Origin of the sequence: Streptomyces sp. NBC_01296 (assembly GCF_035984415.1) — a bacterium.
GTDB lineage: Bacteria > Actinomycetota > Actinomycetes > Streptomycetales > Streptomycetaceae > Streptomyces.
In genome coordinates this window covers 1,331,163-1,356,322 of the sequence record NZ_CP130720.1, presented here as the reverse complement: position 1 = coordinate 1,356,322, position 25,160 = coordinate 1,331,163, and the positions used below count along the sequence as shown (strand labels likewise).

Genomic DNA, 25,160 nt, shown 5'->3' with positions numbered 1-25,160 from the left:
GCCACCGCCGCGCGCCACGAGAAAAGGAGAGGCATGGCGTCACCAGCCGTCACTCGGACCGTCCGGCCGCTCGAAGGACTGCACCTCGCCGCCTCGGGTCCACCCGGGCTGACCGGCCTGGTCGTGGAGCACCTCACGCTCCTCGGCGCGAGCACGGGAGCCCGCAGCGGAGCCCGCGCCGGAGCCCGTACGGGAGCCGGCTGGGGAGCCGGTACGAGAGCGGGGCAACACGAGCGGGGCGACGGCGCCGCGACGCGCCTCACCCTGTCCGGCAGGGGGTTCGACCGGCAGGACGCGTCCATGAGCTGGGCGGCGCATCCCGCGAGCGGCGTGACGGACGAGGCCACCGTTCAGGCGGCCACCGGCATCATGGCCGTGCACGGGCGCCGCGACGGCGCGCCGCGCGGCCTCGCCGTCGACTACGCCGCCACCGCCACGGGCGTACTCGCCGTGCAGGGGGTGCTCGCCGGGCTGCTGGCCCAGGCCCGGGGCGGCGGGGCGGGCCGGGTGGACACGAGCGCCGACCGGGCCGGGCTGCTGACGGTCTCCCAGTACCTCGCCGCCGCCGGGGCCGACGAGGGCGAGGCAGCCGAACTCGCCCCCGGCGGACCGCCGTTCACCTCCGCCGACGGTGTCCTCTTCGAGCTGGAGACGCTGGACCCGGGTGCCTGGGCCGCGTTCTGGCGGGCCCTGGAGGCACCCTTCGACGCCCTCCGGGCCGGCTGGCGGCCGTTCCAGTTCCGGTACGCCACGGCCTGCGCCCCCTTCCCGCCGGTCCTGCACACCACGGCGCGCTCGCACACCTGGCAGCGCATCGAGGCGGCCGCCGCGACGGCGGGCGCCGAAGTCTGCCGGCTGCGGACCCTCGCCGAGCGCGCCGCCGAACACGACGGCGCCGCGCCCTGGTCCCTGGCCCCGTACGGATCCGGCCACCGCCCGCTGGCCGCACCCCCCTCCGCCGCACGGCCGCTGGCCGGGCTGACCGTGCTCGAGGCGGGCCGCCGGATCCAGGCGCCCCTCGCCGCCCACCTGCTGCGCCTGCTCGGCGCCGATGTCGTACGGATCGAGCCGCCGGGCGGCGACCCGCTGCGCGCAATGCCGCCCGCCTGCTCGGGGATCTCCGCCCGCTGGCTCGCCCTGAACCGGGGCAAGCAGGCGGTGGAGGTGGACATCAAGTCCGCCGCCGACCGCCGCCGGCTGCGCGAGATGGCCGCCGAGGCCGATGTCTTCCTGCACAACTGGGCCCCCGGCAAGGCGGCCGCACTGGGACTCGACTCGGCCGATCTGGCCGCCGTGAACCCGGCTCTCGTCTACGCGTACACGGGCGGCTGGGCGGGCCGGATCCCCGGCGCCCCGATGGGTACGGACTTCATGGTCCAGGCCCGCACCGGCGTCGGCGAAGCCGCGCGTCCGCAGGACGAGCCCCCGGCTCCGTCCCTCATGACCCTCCTCGACGTCCTGGGCGGGCTCATGGGAACCGAGGCCGTACTGGCCGGACTGCTCCTGCGCGAGCGCACCGGAGCGGGCGTCCGCGTCGACTCCTCGCTGCTCGGGGCCGCCGACGCACTCACCGTCCCCGCCCTGCGCCGGGCGCGCCGTGGTGCGGACCCGCGCCGCCCCGCCGGATTCCGCCGCCCGCTGCGCACCGCGGACGGCTGGATCGCCCCCACCGACACCTGTGCGCCGGCGGCCGCCGCGTACGACCTGCGCGAACTGCCGACCGGCGAGGCCCTGGCGCAGCTGCGCAACCACGGCCTGTCCGCGACCGCGGTCACCACCGATCCGGCCGACCTGCACCACGACCCGCGCTTCACCGGCTCGATCAGCCGCGACGCGCACGGTGCCCCTGCCGTTCCCGACCCCTGGAGCTTCGTATGACCGTCGCCCTGCACGACCTGCTGCCCGCCGGCCTCCGTCGTACCTGGGCGGTCGACGGGACCTGCCCCGACCTCGACCTCTACAGCCTGTTCCGGGCCCGGCAGATCGCCGACCTGCACGCCACGGCCGTCATCGACGCCAAGGGCAAGCTCTGCTACACCGCGCTGGACCGCAAGGTGCGCGCGCTCGCCACGGGGCTCCGGGATGTCGGCGTACGGCCCGGCGACGTGGTCGGCGTCCAGCTCCCGAACGGCCGGGGCGCGGTCATCGCCGAACTGGCCCTCGCCGCCGTCGGCGCGGTGGCCCTCCCCTTCCCCGTCGGCCGGGGCATCCGGGAGGCCGCGTCCCTGCTGCGCAAGGCGGAGGCCGTCGCGGTCATCGCCGCCGTCGAGCACCGCGGCGACCACCACGCCGCCGGCCTGCGGGCCCTGCTCCCCGCCCTGCCGGCGCTGCGCCATGTCATCGCCGCCGGGCGGGTCGGCACCGCACCTGAAGGAACGATTCCGCTGTCCGCGCTGCTGCGCTCCGACCCGGCCGCCTTCGTGCCCGCACGGCCCGATCCCGACAGCGCCGCCCGCATCCTGGTGTCCTCCGGCTCCGAGGCGGAGCCCAAGATGGTGGCGTACTCCCACAACGCGCTCGCCGGCGGCCGCGGCAACTTCCTCGCCTCGCTCATGCCCGACGGAACCCCGCCCCGCTGCCTGTTCCTCGTACCGCTGGGGTCCGCGTTCGGGTCCCACGGCACGGCCGTCACGCTCGCCAGGCACGGCGGAACACTGATCCTGCTCGACCAATTCACCCCCGAGGCCGCCCTCGCCGCCGTGCGCGAGCACCGGCCCACGCACGTCCTGGGCGTCCCCACGATGGTCCGCATGATGCTGGACCGGCTGGAACACCGCGGGTCCGACAGGGGCGAACTGCCCCCGCCCACCGCCCTGGTCCTCGGCGGCTCGGCCCTGGACGAGACCACGGCCGAGGACGCCGGCCGTGCCTTCGGCTGCCCGGTCGTCAACCTGTACGGCTCGGCCGACGGAGTCAACTGCCACACCGGACTCGGCGCCGAGGCCCTGGAGGCCGACGGCCCGGGCATCGTCGCCGGGCGGCCCGACCCCCGCGTCTGCGACATCCACATCACCGACCCGGACACGCACGAGCAGCTCCCGGACGGCGAGATCGGCGAGATCCTCGCCCGCGGCCCGATGACCCCCATGTGCTACGTCGCCGCCCCGGACCTGGACGCCCGCTACCGCACCCCCGAGGGCTGGGTCCGTACCGGAGACCTCGGCCTGATCGACGGGGACGGCGTCCTGCACCTCGTCGGCCGCCTCAAGGACATCGTCATCCGCGGCGGGGCCAACATCAGCCCCGCGGAGGTCGAGCGGGAGCTCGCCTCCCATCCCCTGGTGCGGGACGTGGTGTGCGTCGGCGTCCCGGACGAGCTGATGGGCGAACGCCTCGCGGCCTGCGTCGTACCGCGCGGCCCCGAGGCTCCCACCCTCGGCTCGCTGGGCGCACACCTCACCCGCCGGGGGCTCGAACTGCGCAAGCACCCCGAGCGGCTGCTGGTACTGGCAGAACTTCCGCTCACCCCGGCCGGCAAGCCCGACCGGACGGCCCTGCGCGAGCGGCTGGCGCAGCAGACGCCCGTCGCACCTCCGCTCGCCCACGCGGGCTGAGTACGCGGCCCGCGGCACGGTGTGGACACCGCCCGCGGCCGGGCGCCCGTAAACGCAGGAAGGGCGGGGAGCACGCTCAGCGCTCCCCGCCCTCCGGGTGTGCCCCGGGTCAGGAACCCCCCATGGCCTTCTTCAGCTCGGCCGCCGCGTTGCGGTAGACCGGCAGCAGATCGAGGTCCGCGCCCGGGTAGTTGACGATCTCGACCTGCCGGGCACCCGAGTCGGGCAGGACGGTCCCGGTCGACATGTGGGCGTTGTCCAGGACCAGGGCCGGCTTCTTCCCCGAGAGCTCGGCGAGCTGCGCCGGGGTGACGGCCTCCGGACCGTACGTGCCGACCGCCGTGGCCCCGGCCAGCTTCGCGGACCAGGTGGTGAACACCTGGCTGACGACGGCCGGGCTCTTCCCGCCCGGCCAGGAACCCTCGACGTCCTTCGACAGCTTCGCGTACTCGGTGTCGAACGAGGCCGACCACTTCGTGGCGGCTTCCTCGGTCCCGAACAGCTTGCCCAGGCGCGCCACTTCGGCCCTGACCTTGTCGGCGTCGTTGTCGAGGTTCACCTCGACCAGCTCGGCCTTCGAGCCGGCGGCCTCCTTGATCTTCGCCGCGTAGGGCTCGAAGGGCGCGTAGAGGACGAAGTCGGCCTTGCCGACGGCGGCGAGGTCGGAGGGCTTGGGGTCGTAATCCGGCGCGTGGTGCACCGACTGGGGCACGATCACCTTGACGTCCTCGGCTCCGGCGGCCTTGGCGAAGGCCCCCTCCCAGGTGGTGGTGACGACAACGACCGGCTTCCCGCCGTGGTGGCCGGGCGGGCCGTCCTTCGAGGCGGTGTCGCCGTTGCCGTTGCCGTTGCCGTTGCCGCAGCCGGTGACGAGGGCCAGTGCCGCGCTCAGTGCGAGGAGGGAAGAGAATCGGACGCGGGTGCGCGCCATGAGCTGATGCTCCGTTCGGGGACGAGATGGACCGCGAGGACGAGCGTCCCCGCGGTGAGGACGAGGACCGGCCCCGGCGGCCAGTCGAGCCGCAGGGCGAGGAGGAAGCCGGTCAGGTTCACGGCGACCCCGATGCCGACCGCCCACAGCGTGATGGACCGCAGCGAGGTGCCCAGGCGGCGGGCGGCGAGCGCCGGGAGCAGCGTCAGGGCGTCGACCAGCAGCGCGCCGGTGAGCTTGATCGCCCCGGCGACGGCCACCGCGACGAGGACCAGCAGCACCGCGGTCAGCGCCCCGACCGGGACGCCGGAACACTGGGCGAGCTCACGGTCGTACAGCAGCAGCGCCACATCGCGCCGCCGCCACCAGAACAGGCCCGGGACGAGGACCGCCAGCGCGCCGAGCACCACGAGATCGGCGGTGCCCACGGACAGGATCGAGCCCCACAGCAGCGCGAACGCACCGGAGGCGTTGACCCCCGACACGGCCAGGACGAGCAGGGCTGCGGCGATGGCCAGGCTCATCAGCAGGCCCATCGCACCGGACAGCCCGTCCGGGGTACGGGCCAGCGGGGCCACCCCCGCACCGGCCAGGGCGCAGGCCACCAGCGCGCACAGCATCGGGTCGAGCCCGGTCAGCAGCCCCACCGCGATCCCCAGCAGGGCGACGTGCATCATCGCGAAGCGCACCGGCATGATGTCGAGGCCGACGATGACCACCCCGATCACCGGCAGGCCGACCGCCGCCAGCAGCAGGGCGAACCCCGCCCGCTGTACGGGGACCAGCTGCAGCAGCTCGCCGAGACCGGCGGTCGCGAGGATCACCCGACCTCCCGCAGCCGGCCCGCAGCCATCTCCAGTACGCGGTCACAGCGCTCCGCGAGCGCCCGGTCGTGCGTCACGACGACGAGGGTGACCGGCAGGGCGGCCAGTACGTCGGCCGCCTCCTCCTGGCCGCCGAAATCCAGCGCGGCGGTCGGCTCGTCGGCCAGGAGCACCTCGGCCCCCGCGGCCACCGAGCCGATCGCCCGGGCCAGGTACATGCGTTGCAGCTGGCCGCCGGACAGGGTGTGCAGCGGCCGTCCGAGCAGCGCCCCGACCCCCAGCTTGCGTGCCGCTTCGGCGGCTTCGGCCGGTGCGCCGCCGCTGGCCAGCAGTTCGTCGCCGAGGAGCGGGAAGCGGCCGGCCGCCGGCTTCTGCGGGATCCAGGCGCAGGAGCGCCGCCGCCAGGCCCATTCGGCGGCCGATCCGGTGCCGCGGCCGCCGACCAGGATGCTCCCGGACACCTGGCGGTGCAGCCCGAGGACCGCACGCAGCAGCGTGGTCTTGCCCGAGCCGTTGGTCCCGGTCAGCGCGACGCGCTCGCCCGCCGCGATCTCCAGGTCCACGTCGGCGACCGCCTCGACCCGGCCGTGGCGGCAGGCGACCCCCCGCATGCGTACGTCCAGCCCGCCCATCCGTCGCCCTCCCGTCGTCCGGTGCCGGGTGGTTCCCCGCACACGGAGTTGGTCGGACGCGGGCGCGTCCCGGTTCCGTCGGCGACGGAACGGGTTCAGGTCATTGGCGATGAGGCAGGGGCCTCGGCCGGGGCGGGTGCCGGGTCGTCGCCGCCCTGGTCGAGCCGGAACGGCGGGTACTCGTCCGTCATGAGCGCGGCGTACGCGGCGACGCGCAGCACCCACCGGTGCAGCCCCACGATCAGGTCGAACACGTCACGCGGGTACTTGGCGGTGAAGGCGAGCACCACGGCCGCGATGATCGCCAGCAGCATGATCAGACCGCCCCCGCCGCACCAGCCGTGGCGCATGCCGCCGGTGAAGAAGGCGATGACCAGGTAGTGGGGGATCGCGAAGAGCCACCACTTCACCAGGACCAGCGGCCGGGACAGGCGCTCCGGGTAGGCGATCTCGAGGCGCGCCGGATAGCCGGGCTCGGGGCCCAGGCTGAAGGGCGGGTACCGGTCGGTGGCCAGGGCTCCGTACGCGTAGTACGAGACCCGCCACGACCAGCGGAGCACGCCGACGTTGAAGTCGAACAGGCCGCGTGGGTAGCGCTCGGTGAACAGGATCGCGAAGAAGGCGATCACGCTGACCACGATGAAGCCGATCCACAGGAACAGCAGCACGATGTAGTGCGGGATCGCGAGGAGCCACTTGAACAGCCACAGCCAGCGCGACAGCGGGCTGTCCAGATCGGCGTTCACCCTGACCGAGCGATACGAGGAAACGTTCGCGGACATGATTGCGTCACCGTCCCGTGTCCGGCGTCCTGAGCCCCCCCGACCTTGTGCCCCTCCATCATCCGCGCCGCACGGGGCATGCTCCAGTCGGCACCTGCGGAGTCCGGATGTGACAGACAACCGTCATTGCGGACACCTGCCCGTCCGGCCAGGATGGACGCATGTCCACGCCCCACCGCGTCGTGATCGCGGTCTTCCCCGATGTCGACCTGCTCGACGTCACCGGCCCCGCCGAGGTCTTCGCCCTCGCGAGCCGGGAGGCGGGGCGCCGGCTGTACGACGTACGCCTGGCGGGCCCGGAAGGCGGCCAGGTCACCACCTCGGCCGGCGTCCGGCTGGTCACCGACCTCTCCTTCGGCGAGGTCGGCGGCGCCGTGGACACCCTGGTGGTGCCCGGCGCCGTCGAGCAGACGCAGGACGGCCCGGTCGCTCACGTGGACGACGCGGTGGTCCGGTGGATCGCGGCCACCGCCCCGCACGCCGGGCGCGTGGCCTCGGTGTGCGTCGGCGCCCACCTGCTGGCGGCGGCCGGCCTGCTGGACGGGCGCCGGGCCACCACCCACTGGTCCACGGCCGGCCAGCTGGCGGCCGAGCACCCGCGGGTGGAGGTCGACCCGGATCCGATCTTCGTCCGGTCGGGCCGGGTGTGGACCGGGGCCGGGATCAGCGCCTGCATGGACCTGACGCTGGCCCTGGTGGCCGAGGACCACGGCGAGGAACTGGCCCTCGCGGTCGCCCGGCAGCTGGTCATGTACCTCAAGAGGCAGGGCGGACAGAGCCAGTTCAGCGTGCCGCTCAGCCGCCCGGCGGCCTCCCGCCGGGACATCGACGCCCTGCGGGTCTACATCACCGAGCACCTCGGCGCGGACCTGTCGGCGGCCGCGCTCGCGGCGCGGATGAGCCTGAGCGAGCGCCATTTCGCCCGTACGTTCCGCAAGGAGCTGGGCACCAGCCCCGCCGCCTACGTGGAGGCCGTACGGGTGGAAGCCGCCCGCCGGCTGCTGGAGACCACCGACCAGCCGCTGGAGCAGGTCGCCGCGGCGGCCGGTCTGGGCTCGGTGGAGACCCTGCACCGGGCGTTCCGCAAGCAGATCGCCACGACCCCGGCCGCGTACCGCCGCCGCTTCCGCACCGCCCACTGACCGTCCCGACCCACTGACTGCCCGGCGCGACTCCGCGCCGGCGCGGCTTCGCCGTGCCCATTTCCCAAGAGAAGGACGCTTCAACATGTCTGCATCCACTGCATCCACTGCATCCACTGCATCCACTGCATCCGCGCCCTCGACCACCCTGCGCGAGGTGATCGGCCTGCCCGGCACGCTGCCCCGCCTGGCCGAGGCCGCCCTGATCATGGTCGACTTCCAGAACACCTACCGCTCCGGCGTGATGGCCCTGGAGGGCGCCGAGGAGGCCCTGGCGGCGGGCGCCCGGCTGCTGGCCGCGGCCCGCGCCGCCGGAGCGCCCGTCATCCACATCGTCAACGACGGCGGCGAGGGGACCCCGTACGACATCCGGGCCGAGATCGGTGCCATCAGCGCCGAGGTCGCGCCGCGCGAGGGGGAGGCGGTCGTGGTCAAGCAGTTCCCGAACGCCTTCCACGCCACCGGGCTCGAGAAGACCCTCCAGCAGCTGGGCGCCGGCCCGGACCTGGTGATCGCCGGGTACATGACGCACCTGTGCGTCACGTTCACCGCCCAGGGCGCCTTCAACCTGGGCTACCGCCCGACGGTCGTCGCGGAGGCCACCGCGACGCGCACGCTCACGGCGCCCGACGGCACCCTGATCCCCGCCGCCACCCTCCAGGCGGCGAGCCTCACGACGATCGCCGACCTCTTCGCCCCGGTGGCCCCCACGGTCGACTCCCTCCCGGCCTGACGCCCCGGCACACGGAAGGGCCCCGGACCGAACGGTCCGGGGCCGCCCCTGGACCGGGGTCAGTGGATGACGCTGAAACTGCGCCAGGGGAGGCTGACCGGGGCCGTCACGTTCGAGAGCGTGGTGCCCACGTAGATGCCGTCCGCCCCGTCGGCCTTCTTGCAGTCCAACGTCCGGTACAGGACGACGTCGACGAGGGTGTTGTTCTCGACGTGGGTGGCGCCCGCCGGGAGGGCGATCTTGTGGCATCCCGTCACCAGGGTGTTGGAGTAGCTCAGCTCGACCGGCGAGTCGTGGCCGCGGAAGGTGAGCACGCCGACGGTGCTCCGGCCCAGGCCCGAGCAGGCGGTGGCGGTCAGCAGCAGTGCTGCGGCCGCAGTGATGACGCCGGTACGCCGGCTGTGGGACATGGCGCGGTCCTCGTCTGTGCGGTGGTGACTGGCCTTGCCCACAGCCTGCCCCGGCGGCGTGCGGGCGGCATCCGGTGCTCGGCCGGGCGGATGAACGCGGCCGGGACGGGAAGGGAGTCGGCCATGACTGACCTTCGCATCGGCGTCCTCGGATTCGGGCTGCGCGGCAGCATCGCGCGCACGGCACACCGCCCCGGCCGCGGGTCGGCCGTCACCGCGGTCGCGGACCCCGATCCGCGGGCCCGGGCGGATGCCGCCGCGGCCTTCCCGGGCGCGCACGTCACCGCCGGCCACCGGGCGGTGATCGAGGACCCCGAGGTCGACGCCGTCCTCGTGCTGACCCCCGACCACACCCACGCCGACCTGGCCTGCCGGGCACTCGTCGCCCGCAAGCCCGTCTTCGTCGAGAAGCCGCTCGACATCTGCGTCGACCGCTGCGACGAGCTCCTGCGCACCGCCCGTGAGAAGGGCACCCGCCTGTACGTCGGGCACAACATGCGGCACATGCCCGTGGTGCGGACGATGCGCGCGTTGATCGCGGCCGGCGAGATCGGCCGGGTCAGGACGGTCTGGGTCCGGCACTTCGTGGGGTACGGCGGTGACTGGTACTTCAAGGACTGGCACGCCGAGCGCCGGTACACCACGGGCCTGCTGCTCCAGAAGGCCGCGCACGACATCGACGTCCTGCACTGGCTGGCCGGCGCCTACACGGACGACGTCCAGGCGATGGGCGACCTGATGGTCTACGGGGACAACCCGCACCGCCGCGTGCCCGGCGAACCCAAGGGCGAGGACTGGTACACGGAGGAGGGCCACTGGCCCCCGCACACCCAGCGCGGCCTCAACCCGGTCATCGACGTCGAGGACGTCTCGCTGCTCAACCTCCGGCTCGCCAACGGCGTGCTCGCCGCCTATCAGCAGTGCCATTTCAGCCCCGACTACTGGCGCAACTACACGGTCATCGGGGATGCCGGACGCCTGGAGAACTTCGGCGACGGCCCGGGCGCCCAGGTCCGGGTCTGGAACACCCGGCGCTCCGGATACCGGGCCGAGCCGGACGCGTCCCACACCGTCCCGGACGCGGCGGCCGCGGGCGGGCACGGCGGCGCCGACCCGCTCCTGATCGACGAGTTCCTGCGCTTCGTACGCCACGGGGGAGCCACGGACACCTCGCCGGTCGCCGCCCGCATGGCGGTCGCGGTGGGCTGCCTGGCGACCGAGTCCCTGCGGGCCGGAGGCACGCCCCGGCGGGTGCCGCCGCTCGACCCGGAGCTGGCGGCGTACTTCGACCGCGGCCAGCGGCCCGCCGAGCACCGGTGAACGGCCCGGCGACGCCCGCCGGCCCGCGCGGTGTCAGGCGGCATTTGTCCAAGAGTTCCCCAAGGGCGGGCCTGCCTCCGGCCCCCGCGCCCGCAGGGCCCTAGCTTGGGCCCGTATGAGCGTCGTTGCTGAGCGATACCGCGCCGACGGGACTGCCGGGCGGCGCGGACTCGTGCGGGGCGCCCTGACCGGCGCCGTGGCCCTGTGTGCCGGCCTGGCGTCCGGGGCCGGCTCCACGGCGGGCGGTGCGCGTACCGGTCTGCACGGCCCGCGGCCCGACACGCCCGAGTCGGCGCTGCGCGCGCTGTCGGCCGGCAACATCCGCTGGCGGACGTTCCACGAGCGGCATCCCGACGCCACCCGGACCGTACGGCAGGCGCTGGTCGGGAGCCAGCACCCGTTCGCCGTCATCTTGGGCTGCGTCGACTCCCGCGTCCCGCCGGAGCTGGTCTTCGACCAGGGGCTCGGCGATCTGATGACCGTACGGTCGGCCGGTGAGGTCCTGGACGACGCGGTGCTCGGAAGCATCGCGTTCGGGGTCGTGGAGCTGGCGATCCCGCTGGTCGTGGTGCTCGGGCACCAGTCCTGCGGGGCCGTGACCGCCGCGGTCCGCGCCGTCGAGGGACTGGAGCAGCTGCCCGGACACCTGCGCTACCTGGCGCAGCAGATCCGTCCGGCCGTCGACCGCAGCCTGCGCCGGGAGGCCCGCGTCGATGCGGCGGTCACCGAGAACGTACGGCTCGTACGCTCCCGGCTGGCGGCCGAGCCCGATCTGGCCGCCCGGGTCACGGCCGGGAGGCTGGCCGTGGTCGGCGCCCGGTACGAACTCACCACCCAGAGGGTGCGCCGGATCCGCTGAGGCCCGCACCTCGCGGACCTCGTGGACCTCGCGGACCTCACCCGAGGCCTGCCGGGGGGTTCAGGTCTCCTCGGGTTCCGGCAGGGGCTGCTCGCACCAGATGACCTTGCCCTCCGGGGTGTACCGGGCCCCCCAGCGGCGGCTGATCTGGGCCACCAGGAAGAGGCCGCGGCCCCCCTCGTCCGTGGTCGTCGCGTAGTGCAGCCGCGGCGAGCTGCTGCTGCCGTCGAAGACCTCGCAGGTCAGCACCCGGTCGTGCAGGAGCCGTACGCGGACCGGCTCGGCGCCGTGCCGGATCGCGTTGGTGATGAGCTCGCTGAGCACCAGCTCCGTGCCGAAGGCCAGCTCCGACAGGCCCCATTCCTCCAGCTTCTCCACGGCGAGGGCCCGCATGGTTCCGACCGCGCTCGGCTCGAACGGCACCTCCCATTCGGCGATGCGGTCCGCCGACAGCGCCGACGTCCGCGCGACCAGCAGCGCCACGTCGTCGCGCGGGCGCACCGGCAGCAGCTCCGCGAGGACCGCCCGGCAGGTCTCCTCCGGGCTGCGGTCCGCGTGGGCCAGGGCCGAGCGGAGCAGTGCGAGCCCCTCGTCGATGTCGCGGGCGCGGTCCTCGATCAGCCCGTCGGTGTACAGCACCAGCTGGGTGCCCTCGCTCAGGTCCAGCTCCGCCGACTCGAAGGGGAACCCGCCGAGCCCCAGCGGCGCCCCAGCGGGCAGCTCCGGGATCTCCACCGTGCCGTCGGGGCGCACCACCGCCGGCGGCATGTGGCCCGCCCGTGCCACCGTGCAGCGCTGCGTCACCGCGTCGTACACGGCGTACAGGCAGGTGGCTCCGATCAGGCCGCCTTCGCCGCCGCCGCCCTCCACGCTCTGGTCGATGTACTGGACGAGGTCGTCGAGGCGGGCGAGGAGCTCGTCGGGCGGCAGGTCCAGGGACGAGAAGTTCAGTACGGCCGTACGCAGCCGGCCCATGGCCGCGGCGGCGTGCAGACCGTGCCCGACGACGTCGCCGACGACGAGGGCGACGCGGCTGCCCGGGAGCGGGATCACGTCGAACCAGTCGCCACCCACCCCGGACTGCGCGGGCAGGTAGTAGTGCGCGACCTCCACGGCGCTCTGCTCCGGCAGGTCGCGCGGGAGGAGGCTGCGCTGGAGCGTCTCGGCCAGGGCGTGCTCCCGGGTGTAGCGGCGCGCGTTGTCGATGCTGACCCCGGCCCGGGCGACGAGCTCCTCCGCCAGCGACACGTCCTCCTCGTCGAACGGCTCCCTCTCCGCGCGCCAGAAATTGACCACGCCGAGGGCGACCCCGCGGGCCTTGAGCGGAGCGGTGATCAGGGAGTGGACGCCGTAGTCGATGATGGCCTGCGCCCGGGGCGGGTCCTGGGCGTGCCAGCCCGGTGCGTCGGTCAGGTCGGTCACCACCTCGGCCCGGCCGCTGTTGAGCCCGCGCGCCTGCGGGGTGGAGGGCAGGAAGTCGATCAGCCTGCCCTTCGGGTAGAGCGGGACGTCGTCCCGGATGCCGCTGACCCCGGTGCGGCGCAGGTCGGCCGCGACGGCGGTGGGCTCGTCGCCCAGGAGTACGGGCTCCGCCAGGTCGACGGTCACGAAGTCCGCGAACCGGGGTACGGCGACGTCCGCGAGCTCCTGGGCCGTCTTCTTCACGTCCAGGGTGGTGCCGACGCCGACGCCCGCGTCGTAGAGCAGCCTGAGCCGTTTGCGGGCCGCCTCGGCGCGGGTGCTGAGCACCTGCATCTCGGTGGAGTCCCGGATGGTGACCGCCGTGCCCTCGGGCCTGCCGCGGGGCCGGGTCGGGCGCTGGTTGACGACCAGCAGCCGGTCGCCGGCCTCGTGCACCTCGTCGGTGGCCACCCGGCCGGACAGCAGGAGGTCGGCCATCTGCCGGTCGAGCTCCGACAGCTCCCGGATGTGCTGCCCCTCGGCGTCGGGCGGCAGCCGCAGCAGCCGTTTCGCCTCGTCGTTGGCGAGGAGGAGCCGGCCGCCGCCGTCGGTGATCAGCACCCCTTCGCGTACGGAGTGCAGCACCGCGTCGTGGTGCTCGTACATCCGGGTCATCTCGAGGGGGCCGAGCCCGCGGGTCTGGCGGCGCAGGCGCCGGCTGATCAGTGCGGCGCCGGCGGTGGCCAGGGCGAGGGCCGCCGCGCTGGTGCCGAGGATGACGGGCAGCTGCCGCTGGAACACACCGGTGACGTTCTTCACCGTGAGGCCGGCCGACACGAGGGCCACGACCGGGCCGCCGTCCTTGTAGGGGTCGGCGAACACGGGGACCACGGCCTGGATCTCCTGGCCCAGGGGTCCCTTCACGCTCTCGGTGTACACCTGGCCGGCCAGTGAGGGCGCGATGGTGCCCACGAACTGTTTGCCGATGCGGTCGGGGAGCGGATGGGTGTAGCGGATCCCCTGGTCGTTCATCACGACGATGAAGTCCACTCCGGCGTCCTTGCGCGTCACCTCGGTGAGCGGCTGGAGGATCTTCGAGGGATCGGGGGTGAGGAGCGCCTGGCGCAGTCCGAGCGAATGGGCGAAGGTCTGCGCGACCGCCACCGAGCGCGTCCGGGCCTCCCGGTCCACGTCGTGCCGGGACTGGAGTACGAGGGCCAGTACCGCCCCGGCGGCGAGCAGCACCACGATCGCCACCTGAAGGACGAATACCTGTCGGGCGACGCTGCGCGGGCGCTTTCTGCTCAGTGACCGCACCGACGTCCCCGGCACGGGTTGCAAGGATGGGCCACGAACCATTTGTAGCACTGTCGGTGCTCCGCAGCCGGGAGAGCCGCGACCGCCGCCCGGGCGCGCCGTCACTCGGTCCGGCTCTCCCGCCAGGTCCTGAGCACTTCGTCGACGTCGAATTCGGTGAGCCGCAGGGGCGGCCCCGGCGGCGGCATGCGCAGGGCCGCGCGGATCTTCTCGTTGATCTCGGCGAGGACCGCCCGCGCCTGGCGCTCCGAAGGGGCCGCCCGGACCGCCTCCAGGGCGTCCTCGGCCTCCTTGCGCAGGGCGAGCGCCGGGGGCAGGGCCGCGAACCCCTCGCGGTGCATCTTGTCCCGGATCCACCACAGCTCGTCGTACGGGGCGTCGATCGAGGCCAGCGGCTTGCCGTAGCCCGGCAGCTTCTCGAACTCGCCGCGCTCGGCGGCCTCCCTGATCTGCCGGTCCACCCAGGACTCGAAACTGACGCCCGGCGGCTTGCGCTCGGTCACGGTTCCCTCCTCGGCACGCTCTGCGGATCAGCGTATCGCCGGGTCGGCTGTAGGCGGCAGGTCGCCGACCGATCACCGCAAGAATTATCTTGACGTCAAGATTAATCTCGGGCAGGCTACCGCGAGGTATCTCGACATCGAGATACTTTCGCGGGGGATGCGGAGGCGCGGGGATGATCCGGCGGCGCGGTGCGGGGAACCGGAAGGACCGGCGGGACGGGGGACTGCTGGCGCAATTGCGCCGGCCGCCCGGCGGCCGGGACGCGCGCATCATGCTGTTCGCCCAGCTGCTGGACCGCACCGGGACCGGGGTCTGGGCCGCCTCCTGCGTCCTCTTCTTCACCTTCGTGGTCGGCCTGGACGCCCGGCAGCTGGGCCTGCTGCTCGGCGCGGCCGGCGTGGCGGGCATCGCGGGCTCCCCGCTGGCCGGCCACTTGGCCACCCGCTTCCCCGTACGCACGCTGCTGATCGGCAGTCACCTGCTGCGCCTCGGGACGGTCTGCGTGATGCTCGTGATCACCCGCTTCGACGTGCTGCTGCTCGTGGTCGCCGTCACCTCCCTCGGCGAGCGGGCGGCCAAGATGCTGGAGATGCTCTTCGCCACGCGGGCGGCGGGCGAGCAGCGCGCCACGTACCAGGCGCTGTCCCGCAGCGCGGCGAACGCCGGCTTCGCGCTCGGCGCGGGCATCGCCGCCATCGGTCTCGCCGTGGGCACCCGCGAGGCGTACCACGTCCTGATCCTGGGCAACGCACTGTCGTTCCTCGCGGCCGCGGCGCTGGTGTGGCGCACCCGCGAGCAGGACGGGCACGGGCCCGGCCACGGGAGTGCCCAGGTGGCCCCAGGGGCCGGGGAAGCGGCCGCGGAGGGCCCGACGGCCGCCGCGAACCCGTGGCGGGACCGCGGCTACCTCCGCTTCGTCCTGCTGGACATCCCGATGTGCCTGGACGACTCGATCCTCGGGGTCGGGCTGCCGCTGTGGCTGGTCGACCACACCCAAGCGCCGCACGCCGTGGTTCCGGCCTTCCTCTTCCTCAACACCGTGCTCGTCGTGGTCCTGCAGCTGACCGTGTCGGCGAGGGTCCGGCGGCCGCGCCAGGCCGCCGGAGCGGTCGGGCTGTACGGGCTGGCGACGCTCGCATGCTGCACGCTCCTGGCCCTCACCCCCGAACACGGGGCCTGGGCCGCCTCGATCACCCTGCTGGCCGCCGCCGTGCTGGTCACCGCGGCGGAGCTGATCCGCTCCGTGACCTCCTGGGAGCTGGCCGTCTCCCTCGCGCCGCAGGAGGCGAGGGCCTCGTACCTGGGGGTGGCGGGCATGTCCCAGTCCATCCAGAAGTCCGCCGGGCCGCTGCTGCTGACGGGCGCGGTGATGGCCGCCGGGCCGGCGGGCTGGCTCGCGCTCGGGGCGGCGGTGGCGGGGCTGTCCGTCGTCCAACGGCGGGCGAGCCTGCGGCGGCTGGACGCCCTGCAGACCCCCGCGGCCCCGGCCGGCTCCCGCACCGCGGCAGGGAAAGGCTCCGCAGCGGTGTCCTGACCCCCAGGGGGAACTTGTCCCGTCGCAGATTCCCCAGTCGACGGGACAAGTTCCCCTATCTCTCGGGAACGGCAGAAATCTAGCCTCGCTACTGCCTGACCGGGACTGGGATCACTGTGAGCGAGGGGGAAGTGTGACTGTTCGGGAGGTCGGTGTTCTGGCGATCGGCGCGGGTCCGGCGAATCTGGCGCTGGCGGTGGCCATCGAGGAGTCGGGTTCGGCCGAATTGGCGGACGGCACGCTGCTGTTGGAGCAGAGTCCGGACGTCACGTGGCAGCGTGATCTGCTGATGCCGTGGGCGCGGAGTCAGGTGTCCTTCCTGAAGGACCTGGTGACGTTGCGGAACCCGTCGAGCAGGTTCACGTTCCTCAATTTCCTGCACGAGCAGGGGCGGTTGGACGAGTTCGTGAACCTGGGGACGTTCCATCCGTTCCGGTGGGAGTTCTCGGACTATCTGCGGTGGGTCGCGAAGTCGCTGGAGCGGGTGGAGATCCGTTACGGGGCGCGGGCGGCGCAGGTCGATCCGGTGTGCGGGCCGGACGGGGCCGTCTCCGGGTGGAGCGTGCTGCTGACGGACGGGGACGAGATCCGCTGCCGGGACCTCGTCGTCGGCGGCGGCCGCGACCCGCGCGTACCGGAAGTGTTTTCCGGCCTTCCGCGCGACCGGCTGATTCACAGTGGGCAGTACCGGACGCGGATCGCGAAGATTCCACGGGACGAGCCGGTCCGGGCCGTGGTCATCGGCGGAGCGCAGAGTGCGGCGGAGATGTTCTACGCGCTGCACGAAAATCTGCCGCAGAGTCACGTGACGATGCTGGTGCGGTCGATCGGCCTGCAGACCTACCAGACGAGCAAATTCGTGAACGAGTTGTTCTTCCCCTCCTTCGTGGACGAGTTCTACGAAAGTCCGGCGGAAGTCAGGGCGCAGCTGCTCGACGAAATGCGCTTCACGAATTACGCCGGTCTGGCACCGCCGTTCCTCGACGAGCTGTACACGATGCTCTACCGGCAGAAGACGCTCGGCCCGCAGCGCTCCGAGGTCCGCGCGATGACCGAGGTCGTCGGGGCCCGGCTCGAGGACGGGGAAGTGGTCCTGGACCTGCGGGACCGGATGAGCGGGAAGACCGAGCCCCTGCGTTGCGACCTCGTCCTTCTCGGCACCGGCTACGACCCCCGCAAGCCCGCCCTCGTACGGGAGCTGGCGGCCCGCGTCGGCATCGACGAGGTCGCGGTGAGCCGCGCTCACCGGGTGGAACTCGGGGAGTCCGCCTGGGGCGCCGTCTACCTCCAGGGCGTCAACGAGGAGACCCACGGCATCGCCGACTCCCTCATCAGCGTCCTCGCCCACCGCTCCCAGGACATCCTCACCGACCTGCTGTCCCGCCGTGCCGGCGCCGAATCCAGGAGCGCCTGATGCAGCAGCGGACACTGGTGATCGCCCCCGGCCCGACCGCGAACGGCGATCTGCACCTGGGCCACCTGGCCGGCCCCTTCCTCGCCGCCGACGTCTGCGCGAGGTACGCCCGCGCAGCGGGCCACGACGTGCTGTTCGGCACGGGCGTGCACTTCACGCAGAACTACATCGTGACCACCGCCCGCCGACTGGGTGTTACGCCCGAAGAGCTGCGCGTCCGCTCGGCCGGGCAGGTGGAGCAGACCCTCGCGGCCATGGGCATCCGGCCGGACGGGTTCGTCCGGTTCGGCGACCGGTACGTCAAAACCGTCCGGACCTTCTTCGAGCGCCTGCACAGCAGCGGCAAACTACGGCTGCAGGGCGTCATGTTCCCGTACGCGCCGCGCACCGGCGAGTTCCTCACCGACGCGTACGTCCGCGGCGGCTGCCCGGTGTGCCTCGCCGAGGGGTGCGCCGGACTCTGCGAGAACTGCGGGCACTGGATCGCATCCGGCGACCTGATCGGGCCGCGCTCCACCCTGCACCCCGAGGACCCGGTCGAAATGCGCGAGCAGCAGGTCCTGGTGCTGCCGCTCGAAGACCACCGCGAGGCGCTCGTCGCCTACTTCGCCCGGCAGAGCGCGACGATGCGCCCGCGCCTGGCGCAGATGATCGAGGAGATCCTCGCCCGGCCGCTCCCGGACTACCCCGTGACCCTCCCCATCGCGTGGGGCATCCCCGCTCCCTTCCCGGAGGTCGCGGGCCAGGTGATCTACGCGGATGCCGAGACCATCGCGTGGAGCATGCACTGCACCGCGCTCGCCGCCGAGGAACGCGGCGAAGTGCTCGCGGCCGACGATGAGTTGTGGTTCTCCGAGACCGGCAACAAGGTCGTGTACTTCTTCGGGTCGGACGCCGGCTTCGCCTTCGCGGTCGTCGGGGCGGCCATGCTGGAGGCGCTGGGCGGCTACACCCTGCCCGAGCACTTCGTCACCAACGAGTTCTACGAGCTGGACCACGACAAGTTCTCCACCAGCCGCGGCCACGTCGTATCGGGCCGGGAGCTGGCCGCCGAGGTGCCCCGGGACGTCATCCGCTTCTACCTCGCCGCGACCAGCCCGGACTTCCAGCGCACCAACTTCACGCGCGAGGCGCTGGACCGGGTGACCGGCGAACGCCTCGTGAGGCCGTGGAACCGGGTCGCGGACCAGGCCGGCAGCTGGGCCGGCCGGGGTCCGTTACCGGTGTCCGGGCGGTCCCGGGAGGCGGCCGCGCGCCTCCTGGAGCGCTTCGCCGCCGCCTACGACGTCCGCCGCTTCAACCTGACCGCAGCCGCGTTCACCCTGTCCGAGCAGCTGGCACGGCTGGACCGGTGGGAGGTGGGACCGGCCGACGCGGGCGACTTCTGCCACGAGGTCGACGTGTTCCTGCGCTGCGCGGCGCCGCTGCTGATCGACCTGGCCGAGGCGGGCCTGCCCGACGGCGCGATCCCCGCCGAGCCGCACGCCACGGAGTTCACCCCCGTACGGCTGCCGCGCCTGGCGGAGCCGGGACGGTGAAGGCGGCGCCTTCCGCCCGGCAGACCGGGGACCGGGCCGCGGTCGTGGTGGTCGGAGCCGGCGTCACCGGGCTGCTGACCGCCGTGGAGTGCGCGCTCGCCGGCCACCGCGTGACCGTGCTGGACAGGGGCCCGATCCCCAACCCGCACGCCAGCTCCTTCGACCAGCACCGGGTCATCCGCACCTTCAGCCCGGACGACCCGGACGCCACCCGGCGGATGACCGCCGCCCACCGCCGCTGGCAGGACCTGGAGACGCTGCTCGGCGCCCGCTTCCGCCGCCGGGTCGGAGTGGTCACCGCCCGGCCCCGGGAACGCCTCGCCGCGCTGGCCGCCTCGGCCGCCGAGGCGGGGGTCCGCGTACGGACGGTGGAACCGGAGACGCTGCCGCACCTGGCGTTCCCGCCGGACTCGGCGGGCCTCCTGGAGGTGGACGGCGGGGTGCTGCTCGCGCAGCGGGCCCTGCACGCCGCCGCCCGCCGGCTCGACGGGCATCCGGCGGTGACCCTGCGCCCGTACACCGCGGTGACCGGGATCGACACGGACTCCGGGAAGGTCCGGCTCGCCGACGGCGAGCGGCTGGGCGCCGACCTGGTCCTCATCGCGGCCGGCCCGTGGACACGCGACCTGGTCGGGCCGCCGGTCGTACTGCACCGCCAGACCATGGTCTACCTGCATCCGCCGGCCGACGCGGCGCGGTGGTGGGCACACGCACCCGCGGCCGGCGGGCTCGGCGCGGACGGCCGGGCCTGGGCGGTGCCGCCCGGGGACGGCACGCTCCTGAAGATCAGCTCCGACGCGGTCTGCCGCACGGTGGACACCACCGCGGACTGCGCCGCCGAGGACCAGGAGCCCTGGGCCGAGCGGCTCGCCGCTGCGCCGCCGCTGACCGGCCTGCACCGCTACACCGTGGCCGCCGTGAAGCCCTGCCACTACGCGGCCGACGCGGACACCGGCGGCGCGCTGCTGGCCCGGGTGGGTCCCGCCGTCTGGTCGCGGGCGGCGTGCGGCGGATCCGGATTCAGTGCGGCCCCGCTCGTCGCGGACCGCATCGTCGATGTCTTGAGGGAAGGGGCGGCATGACGGAGGATGCTCCGGTCCGGGTGTTCGATGCGCTGAAGGCGACCCCGACACCGGTCCGATATCTCCTCGGCGGCGTACTGGTCAACCAACTCGGTGCGTTCGTCCAGACGTTCCTCGTGCTGTACCTGACCTTCCGCGGCGCGTCGGTCAGCGCGGCGGGGCTCTCGCTCGTCGCGTACAGCATCGGTTCGATCTTCGGCACGATGCTGGGCGCCGAGATCACCCAACGGTTCGGCCCGCGCGCCACCATCATGGCGGCCATGGGGGCCTCGGCCCCGCTGGTGGCGTCGATCTCCTGGCTGAGCGGGCCGGGGACGCTGGGGGCGCTGCTCGTCGTGGTGGGGCTCGCGGGCCTGTTCACCCAGGCGTACCGGCCGGCGGCCGCCGTGATGCTCAGCGACCTGATGCCGGAGCGGTACCAGGTCATGGCGTTCTCGATGATGCGGATCGCACTGAACATCGGCGCCGCCCTGGCCCCGCTGATCGCCGCGGTGGTCATCCTGGTCGACTGGGACCTGCTGTTCTGGATCGACGGCGGGACCGCGCTGGTCTACGCCCTGCTGGCGTTCGCCCTGCTCCCGAAGAAGGCCGTGGAGGCGGAGGGGGAGGCGGAGCCGGAAGCCGAGGCCGCGGGCGCGGCCGAAACCGGAGCCGCAGCGTCCGGAGCGGCCGCCGACGGCCGTTCGGCGTACGCCACGATGGTCCGCGACCGGAAGTACCTGCTCTACCTGGGCGCCATCCTGCTCGGCTCGCTCACCTACGCGCAGGGCCACATCGCCCTGCCGCTGGAGCTCGCCGCGGACCACTACCCGACCAGCTTCTACAGCACCGTGCTCACGGTGTCCTCCGTCGTACTGATCACCTGCGAGCTCAAGATCACGGCCTACCTCAGCAGGCTGCCGAAGCACGTACGGGTGATCACCGGCCACCTGGTGGAGGCCGTCGGCCTCGCCGTCTACGGGCTGACCTCCCGGTCCGGTGCGTTCACCATCGCCGGTGCGGTGCTGGTCGTCTTCGGGATCATGATCGCCGCGCCGAGCATGTTCGCCCATCCGGCGACGTTCCCCGCGGCGGTCAAGGCCCGCTACATCGGCACCATGCAGGCCGTGGGCGGAGCGGCCTCGGCACTCGCGCCGCTGTTCGGCGTCTTCCTCTGGACCCGGCTCGGCGGCGGGTTCTGGCTGCTGTGCGGCGTCGTGACCGCCGCCGCCGGACTGCTCGCCCTGGCCGGTGTGAAACAGCCGCCCGAGCCGTCCCCGGCGAAGGACGCGGGCGCCGGCACCGAAGGACAGCCCGAAGTCGTCGGAGGCACGTCATGAACGAGCAGCAGCCCGGCCCGGCCGCCGGGCCGGTCCTGATCGTCGGGTTCGTCGGCGTCACGCTCGCCGCCATCGGGGAGTTCCAGCCCGACGACTCGGTGATCTACATCGAGGAGCCCGACGTCGTCCGCAAGCGGCACGTGCACGAGCAGCTCGACGGGGTGGCGTTCGTCCGCGGCCTGATCGAGTGGGAGTACCACCTCGCGGGCAAGGCCGACGAGTTCCACAACGCCCACCCCGACCTCGCTCCCGCCGCGGTCGTCCCGGCGATCGAGTACGCGACCCCGTTCGCCGCGCGCCTCGCGGAGCGCTACGGCCTGCCCGGAGCCGGCCTCGGCGCCGCCCAGATCCTCCGCGACAAGGCCCTGCTCCGGCAGGTCAGCGCCGGAGCCGGGATCGCGAACCCGACCAGCGTCCGGGTGAGCGGACCGGCCGACGTACGGGACTTCCTGCGCGGCCAGGCCGGCCCGGTCGTGCTCAAGCCCGCCAACCGGCAGGCCGCCGTGGGCACCCGGGTGATCCGCGACCCGGCCGAGGTCGAGCAGGCCTGGGCCGACTGCCTGGTCCAGGACGAGGGCGTCTTCGTGCCCGACCGGCCCATGGAACGGTCCATGCTCGCCGAGCAGTACGTCGACGGACCGGAGTTCAGCGTCGAGATGCTCGTGCGCGACGGGCAAGCGCTGTTCGTCAACGTCACCGGCAAACAGCTCTTCCCCGGGCCCCACCCGGTGGAGATGGCGCACACCGTCCCGGCGGACATCCCCGAGGACCTCGCGCAGGTGCTCGGTGCCCAGACGGCGCGCGTCGTCGGGGCCGTCGGCTTCCGCGACGGGATCGTGCACTGCGAATGGATCGTCGCCGACGGTGTCCCGTACCTCGTGGAATGCGCGGGCCGGCTCGCCGGCGGCGGGATCGTCGACACCATCCAACTCGCCTACCCCGTACAGCTCATGCGCAGCTACTACGCGGTGCTGAAGGGCGAGGAGCCGCCGGCCGAACTGCCCCGGCGGGCCAAGGGCGGAGCTGCCGTACGGTTCCTGGCCGCCGGGCCGGGCCGGGTCACGGCCGTGCACGGCGTCGAGGACGCCCGGCAGGTCGACGGCGTGTTCCTGGTCGCGGTCACCGCCGGGCCGGGGGACCGGTTCACCGGGCTGCGCCACTCCTGGGACCGCGCGGGGATCGTCATGGCCACCGCGGACAGCTCCGCCGAGGCACTGCTGCGGGCCGAGGCCGCCGCGGCCGCAGTCCGGATCGACATCGAGGGGGAAGCATGACGGTACGGGAGGTCGGTGTCCTGGCGATCGGCGCCGGTCCGGCGAATCTGGCGCTCGCGGTGGCCATCGAAGAATCGGGCTCGGCCGAACTGGCGGAGGGAACGCTGCTGTTGGAGCAGAGTCCGGACGTCAAATGGCAGCGGGACCTGCTCATGCCGTGGGCGCGCAGCCAGGTGTCCTTCCTCAAGGACCTGGTGACGCTGCGCAACCCGTCCAGCAGGTTCACGTTCCTCAACTTCCTGCACGAGCAGGGGCGGTTGGACGAGTTCATCAACCTGGGAACCTTCCACCCGTTCCGGTGGGAGTTCTCCGACTACCTCCAATGGGTCGCCACCTCGCTGCGGCGGGTCCGGATCCGGTACGGCGCCCGCGCTGCGCAGGTCGACCCGGTCGTGGAAGCGGACGGCTCGGTCTCCGGGTGGAGCGTGCTGCTGACCGACGGGGACGTGATCCGCTGCCGGGACCTCGTCGTCGGCGGAGGCCGCGACCCGCGGGTGCCGGACGTCTTCGCCGGCCTGCCGGCCGACCGGCTGATCCACAGCGCCCAGTACCGGACCCGGATCGGGCTGCTCCCGAAGGACGAACCGCTCCGCGCCGTGGTGGTCGGCGGGGCCCAGAGCGCCGCGGAGATGTTCTACGCGCTGCACGAGAACCTGCCGCAGAGCCGCGTGACCATGGTCGTACGCTCGGTCGGGCTGCAGAACTACCAGACGAGCAAGTTCGTGAACGAGCGGTTCTTCCCCTCGTTCGTGGACGAGTTCTACGACAGCCCCGCGGAGGTCCGGGCACAGGTCCTGGACGAGATGCGGCTGACGAACTACGCCGGTCTGGCACCGCCGTTCCTCGACGAGCTGTACACGATGCTCTACCGGCAGAAGGCCCTCGGCCCGCAGCGCTCCGAGGTCCGCGCGATGACCGAGGTCGTGGGCGCCCGGCTCGAGGACGGGGACGTCGTACTCGACCTGCGGGACCGGATGAGCGGCAAGACCGAGCCCCTGCGTTGCGACCTCGTCCTCCTCGGCACCGGCTACGACCCCCGCAAGCCCGCCCTCGTACGGGAGCTGGCGGCCCGCGTCGGCATCGACGAGGTCGCGGTCACCCGGGCCCACCGGGTCGAGCTCGGCGAGTCGGCCCGGGGCGCCGTCTACCTCCAGGGCGTCAACGAGGAGACCCACGGCATCGCCGACTCCCTCATCAGCGTCCTCGCCCACCGCTCGCACGACATCCTCACCGACCTGCTCGCCCGCCGCGCCGCCGCCGGCGGAGCCGGGAGCGCCCGATGACCGCCGACAAGGGCGCCCTGCTGGTCATCGGCAGCGGGCTGAAGGTGTACCGCGAGTACCTCGTCGCGCCGATCCGGCGCCGCGCCCGCGCGGCCGGCCTGGACATGGTGCTGCTGAACAACCTCAACCCCACTTGGCAGCACGAGTACTTCGACGAGATCATCGTCGCCAACGTCTTCGACTCCGAGGCGATGGGCGCGGCGGCACGCGAGGTCGCCGCGCGCCGCCGCATCGTCGGCCTGATGTGCTGGGACGAGCCGCTGGTCCTGGACGCCGGGCTCCTCGCCGCCGAGTTCGGGGTGCCGGGGCTGTCCGTGCCCGGCGTACGCGGCTGCCGGGACAAGCAGCTCACCCGGGCCGAGCTCACCGCGGCGGGCCTGCACCAGCCGGGGTTCGAGCTGACCACCACCGTGGAGCAGGCCAGGGCGGCCGCCGGGCGGATCGGCTATCCCGTCGTGATCAAGCCGCGCGCGATGGGCGCCAGCATCGGCGTGGTGTTCGCGGCCGACGAGGCCGAGCTGGACGCCGCGTTCCGGATCGCCCTGGCCGCGAGCCGGGTCGACCCGGGCCCCTACCGGGCGAGCGCCATCGTCGAGGGGTACGCGCCCGGGCCGGAGATCAGCATCGACGGCGCCGTGCACAAGGGCGAGTACCTGCCGCTGTTCGTGGCCCGCAAACACAGCAGCGACCAGCCGTACTTCGAGGAGGTCGGACACCTCGTCGACGCGGCCGACCCGCTGATGGCGGACGCCGAGCTGATGCGCACCCTGGCCCGGGCCCACCAGGTGCTCGGCATCGAGGACGGCATCACCCACAGCGAGGTCCGGCTGACCGGCCGCGGCCCGCTGATCATCGAGATCAACGGCCGGCTCGGCGGGGACCTGATCCCGTTCCTCGGCCGGACCGCCACCGGCATCGAGCCCGGCGAGGTGCTGTTCGACGTGGCCACCGGGCAGCGGCCGGACACCCGCCCCAGCCGGCGGGCCGTCGCCGGCATCCGGTTCGGCTACCCGGAACGGGACTGCCTGCTGCGCTCGGTCACCGTTCCGGCCGAGGGGCCCGGCCTGGTCGCCGCCGCGCCGATGGCCGAGCCCGGCACCACGCTCCGGCTGCCCCCGGGCGGCTACCTGGCACGCCACTCCTTCGTGGTGTGCGAGGCCGACGACACGCAGACCTGCCTGGAGCGGCTGGACGCCGCGGCCGCGCGCGTCGCACTGGACGCCGAACCGATCGGACCGCCGGATCCGGACGCGCCGTTCGAGATGCCGGCCGGTCTGCTCGACGTGGACGAATGACCGGCACACACC

Annotated in this window: 21 protein-coding genes; 14 read left to right on the top strand and 7 right to left on the bottom strand. The window is 73.3% G+C overall.

Going from position 1 to position 25,160, the window contains the following annotated elements; translation table 11 throughout:
* The first annotated feature begins 33 nt into the window (after positions 1 to 33).
* Both OG299_RS06530 and OG299_RS06525 read left to right on the top strand, forming a co-directional pair.
* Positions 34 to 1,878 (top strand): CoA transferase, encoded by a 1,845-nt coding sequence (locus OG299_RS06530; protein ID WP_327360850.1) that lies wholly within the window; start codon positions 34 to 36, stop codon positions 1,876 to 1,878.
* Positions 1,875 to 3,554, top strand: a complete 1,680-nt coding sequence (locus OG299_RS06525) for a class I adenylate-forming enzyme family protein (RefSeq protein WP_327360849.1) — start codon at positions 1,875 to 1,877, stop codon at positions 3,552 to 3,554. Before OG299_RS06530 ends, OG299_RS06525 begins: the two co-directional genes overlap by 4 nt.
* Positions 3,555 to 3,663: 109 nt before the next feature.
* Here OG299_RS06525 and OG299_RS06520 read toward each other — a convergent pair whose 3' ends face one another.
* From OG299_RS06520 to OG299_RS06505, 4 genes are all read right to left on the bottom strand, one after another.
* Positions 3,664 to 4,485 carry a metal ABC transporter solute-binding protein, Zn/Mn family gene (locus tag OG299_RS06520; RefSeq protein WP_266635571.1) on the bottom strand — a complete coding sequence of 274 codons (822 nt, stop codon included), beginning with the start codon at positions 4,483 to 4,485 and terminating at the stop codon, positions 3,664 to 3,666.
* The gene (locus OG299_RS06515; RefSeq protein WP_327360848.1) at positions 4,443 to 5,309 is read right to left on the bottom strand and encodes a metal ABC transporter permease; all 867 of its coding nucleotides are present in this window, start codon (positions 5,307 to 5,309) and stop codon (positions 4,443 to 4,445) included. The genes OG299_RS06520 and OG299_RS06515 overlap by 43 nt, the downstream gene beginning before the upstream one ends.
* Positions 5,306 to 5,941 (bottom strand): metal ABC transporter ATP-binding protein, encoded by a 636-nt coding sequence (locus OG299_RS06510; protein ID WP_327360847.1) that lies wholly within the window; start codon positions 5,939 to 5,941, stop codon positions 5,306 to 5,308. The genes OG299_RS06515 and OG299_RS06510 overlap by 4 nt, the downstream gene beginning before the upstream one ends.
* A 95-nt stretch (positions 5,942 to 6,036) precedes the next feature.
* Positions 6,037 to 6,723 (bottom strand): DUF4389 domain-containing protein, encoded by a 687-nt coding sequence (locus OG299_RS06505; RefSeq protein WP_327360846.1) that lies wholly within the window; start codon positions 6,721 to 6,723, stop codon positions 6,037 to 6,039.
* A gap of 161 nt (positions 6,724 to 6,884) precedes the next feature.
* On the opposite strand from OG299_RS06505, the gene OG299_RS06500 reads away from it, so the two are divergent.
* Together OG299_RS06500 and OG299_RS06495 are read left to right on the top strand one after the other, a co-directional pair.
* Positions 6,885 to 7,865 carry a GlxA family transcriptional regulator gene (locus OG299_RS06500; RefSeq protein WP_327360845.1) on the top strand — a complete coding sequence of 327 codons (981 nt, stop codon included), beginning with the start codon at positions 6,885 to 6,887 and terminating at the stop codon, positions 7,863 to 7,865.
* A gap of 85 nt (positions 7,866 to 7,950) precedes the next feature.
* The gene (locus OG299_RS06495; protein WP_327360844.1) at positions 7,951 to 8,598 is read left to right on the top strand and encodes an isochorismatase family protein; all 648 of its coding nucleotides are present in this window, start codon (positions 7,951 to 7,953) and stop codon (positions 8,596 to 8,598) included.
* A gap of 59 nt (positions 8,599 to 8,657) precedes the next feature.
* Here OG299_RS06495 and OG299_RS06490 read toward each other — a convergent pair whose 3' ends face one another.
* On the bottom strand, positions 8,658 to 9,008 hold the full coding sequence (locus OG299_RS06490) for a hypothetical protein (protein WP_327360843.1): 351 nt from the start codon (positions 9,006 to 9,008) through the stop codon (positions 8,658 to 8,660).
* A gap of 123 nt (positions 9,009 to 9,131) precedes the next feature.
* On the opposite strand from OG299_RS06490, the gene OG299_RS06485 reads away from it, so the two are divergent.
* Together OG299_RS06485 and OG299_RS06480 are read left to right on the top strand one after the other, a co-directional pair.
* Positions 9,132 to 10,328 carry a Gfo/Idh/MocA family protein gene (locus OG299_RS06485; protein WP_327360842.1) on the top strand — a complete coding sequence of 399 codons (1,197 nt, stop codon included), beginning with the start codon at positions 9,132 to 9,134 and terminating at the stop codon, positions 10,326 to 10,328.
* Between the two features lie 115 nt (positions 10,329 to 10,443).
* Complete coding sequence (locus OG299_RS06480) at positions 10,444 to 11,187, top strand: carbonic anhydrase (RefSeq protein ID WP_327360841.1); 744 nt, start codon at positions 10,444 to 10,446, stop codon at positions 11,185 to 11,187.
* A gap of 60 nt (positions 11,188 to 11,247) precedes the next feature.
* Here the strand turns inward: OG299_RS06480 and OG299_RS06475 are convergent, their stop codons facing one another.
* Both OG299_RS06475 and OG299_RS06470 read right to left on the bottom strand, forming a co-directional pair.
* Positions 11,248 to 13,947, bottom strand: coding sequence for a SpoIIE family protein phosphatase (locus OG299_RS06475; protein ID WP_266635583.1), 2,700 nt, complete (start codon positions 13,945 to 13,947; stop codon positions 11,248 to 11,250).
* A 59-nt stretch (positions 13,948 to 14,006) separates the two neighbouring features.
* Positions 14,007 to 14,408, bottom strand: coding sequence for a DnaJ family domain-containing protein (locus OG299_RS06470; protein ID WP_327360840.1), 402 nt, complete (start codon positions 14,406 to 14,408; stop codon positions 14,007 to 14,009).
* Between the two features lie 173 nt (positions 14,409 to 14,581).
* On the opposite strand from OG299_RS06470, the gene OG299_RS06465 reads away from it, so the two are divergent.
* From OG299_RS06465 to OG299_RS06430, 8 genes are all read left to right on the top strand, one after another.
* A complete protein-coding gene (locus tag OG299_RS06465; protein WP_327360839.1) occupies positions 14,582 to 15,943 on the top strand; it encodes an MFS transporter in 1,362 nt (453 codons plus the stop codon).
* A 133-nt stretch (positions 15,944 to 16,076) separates the two neighbouring features.
* The gene (locus OG299_RS06460; RefSeq protein ID WP_327360838.1) at positions 16,077 to 17,357 is read left to right on the top strand and encodes a lysine N(6)-hydroxylase/L-ornithine N(5)-oxygenase family protein; all 1,281 of its coding nucleotides are present in this window, start codon (positions 16,077 to 16,079) and stop codon (positions 17,355 to 17,357) included.
* Complete coding sequence (locus OG299_RS06455) at positions 17,357 to 18,895, top strand: class I tRNA ligase family protein (RefSeq protein WP_327360837.1); 1,539 nt, start codon at positions 17,357 to 17,359, stop codon at positions 18,893 to 18,895. Before OG299_RS06460 ends, OG299_RS06455 begins: the two co-directional genes overlap by 1 nt.
* Positions 18,892 to 19,977 (top strand): NAD(P)/FAD-dependent oxidoreductase, encoded by a 1,086-nt coding sequence (locus OG299_RS06450; protein ID WP_327360836.1) that lies wholly within the window; start codon positions 18,892 to 18,894, stop codon positions 19,975 to 19,977. The genes OG299_RS06455 and OG299_RS06450 overlap by 4 nt, the downstream gene beginning before the upstream one ends.
* A complete protein-coding gene (locus OG299_RS06445; RefSeq protein ID WP_327360835.1) occupies positions 19,974 to 21,296 on the top strand; it encodes an MFS transporter in 1,323 nt (440 codons plus the stop codon). Before OG299_RS06450 ends, OG299_RS06445 begins: the two co-directional genes overlap by 4 nt.
* Positions 21,293 to 22,570, top strand: coding sequence for an ATP-grasp domain-containing protein (locus OG299_RS06440; RefSeq protein WP_327360834.1), 1,278 nt, complete (start codon positions 21,293 to 21,295; stop codon positions 22,568 to 22,570). The genes OG299_RS06445 and OG299_RS06440 overlap by 4 nt, the downstream gene beginning before the upstream one ends.
* The gene (locus OG299_RS06435) at positions 22,567 to 23,853 is read left to right on the top strand and encodes a lysine N(6)-hydroxylase/L-ornithine N(5)-oxygenase family protein (protein ID WP_327360833.1); all 1,287 of its coding nucleotides are present in this window, start codon (positions 22,567 to 22,569) and stop codon (positions 23,851 to 23,853) included. Before OG299_RS06440 ends, OG299_RS06435 begins: the two co-directional genes overlap by 4 nt.
* Positions 23,850 to 25,148 carry an ATP-grasp domain-containing protein gene (locus OG299_RS06430; protein ID WP_266635601.1) on the top strand — a complete coding sequence of 433 codons (1,299 nt, stop codon included), beginning with the start codon at positions 23,850 to 23,852 and terminating at the stop codon, positions 25,146 to 25,148. The genes OG299_RS06435 and OG299_RS06430 overlap by 4 nt, the downstream gene beginning before the upstream one ends.
* Positions 25,149 to 25,160: the final 12 nt, after the last annotated feature.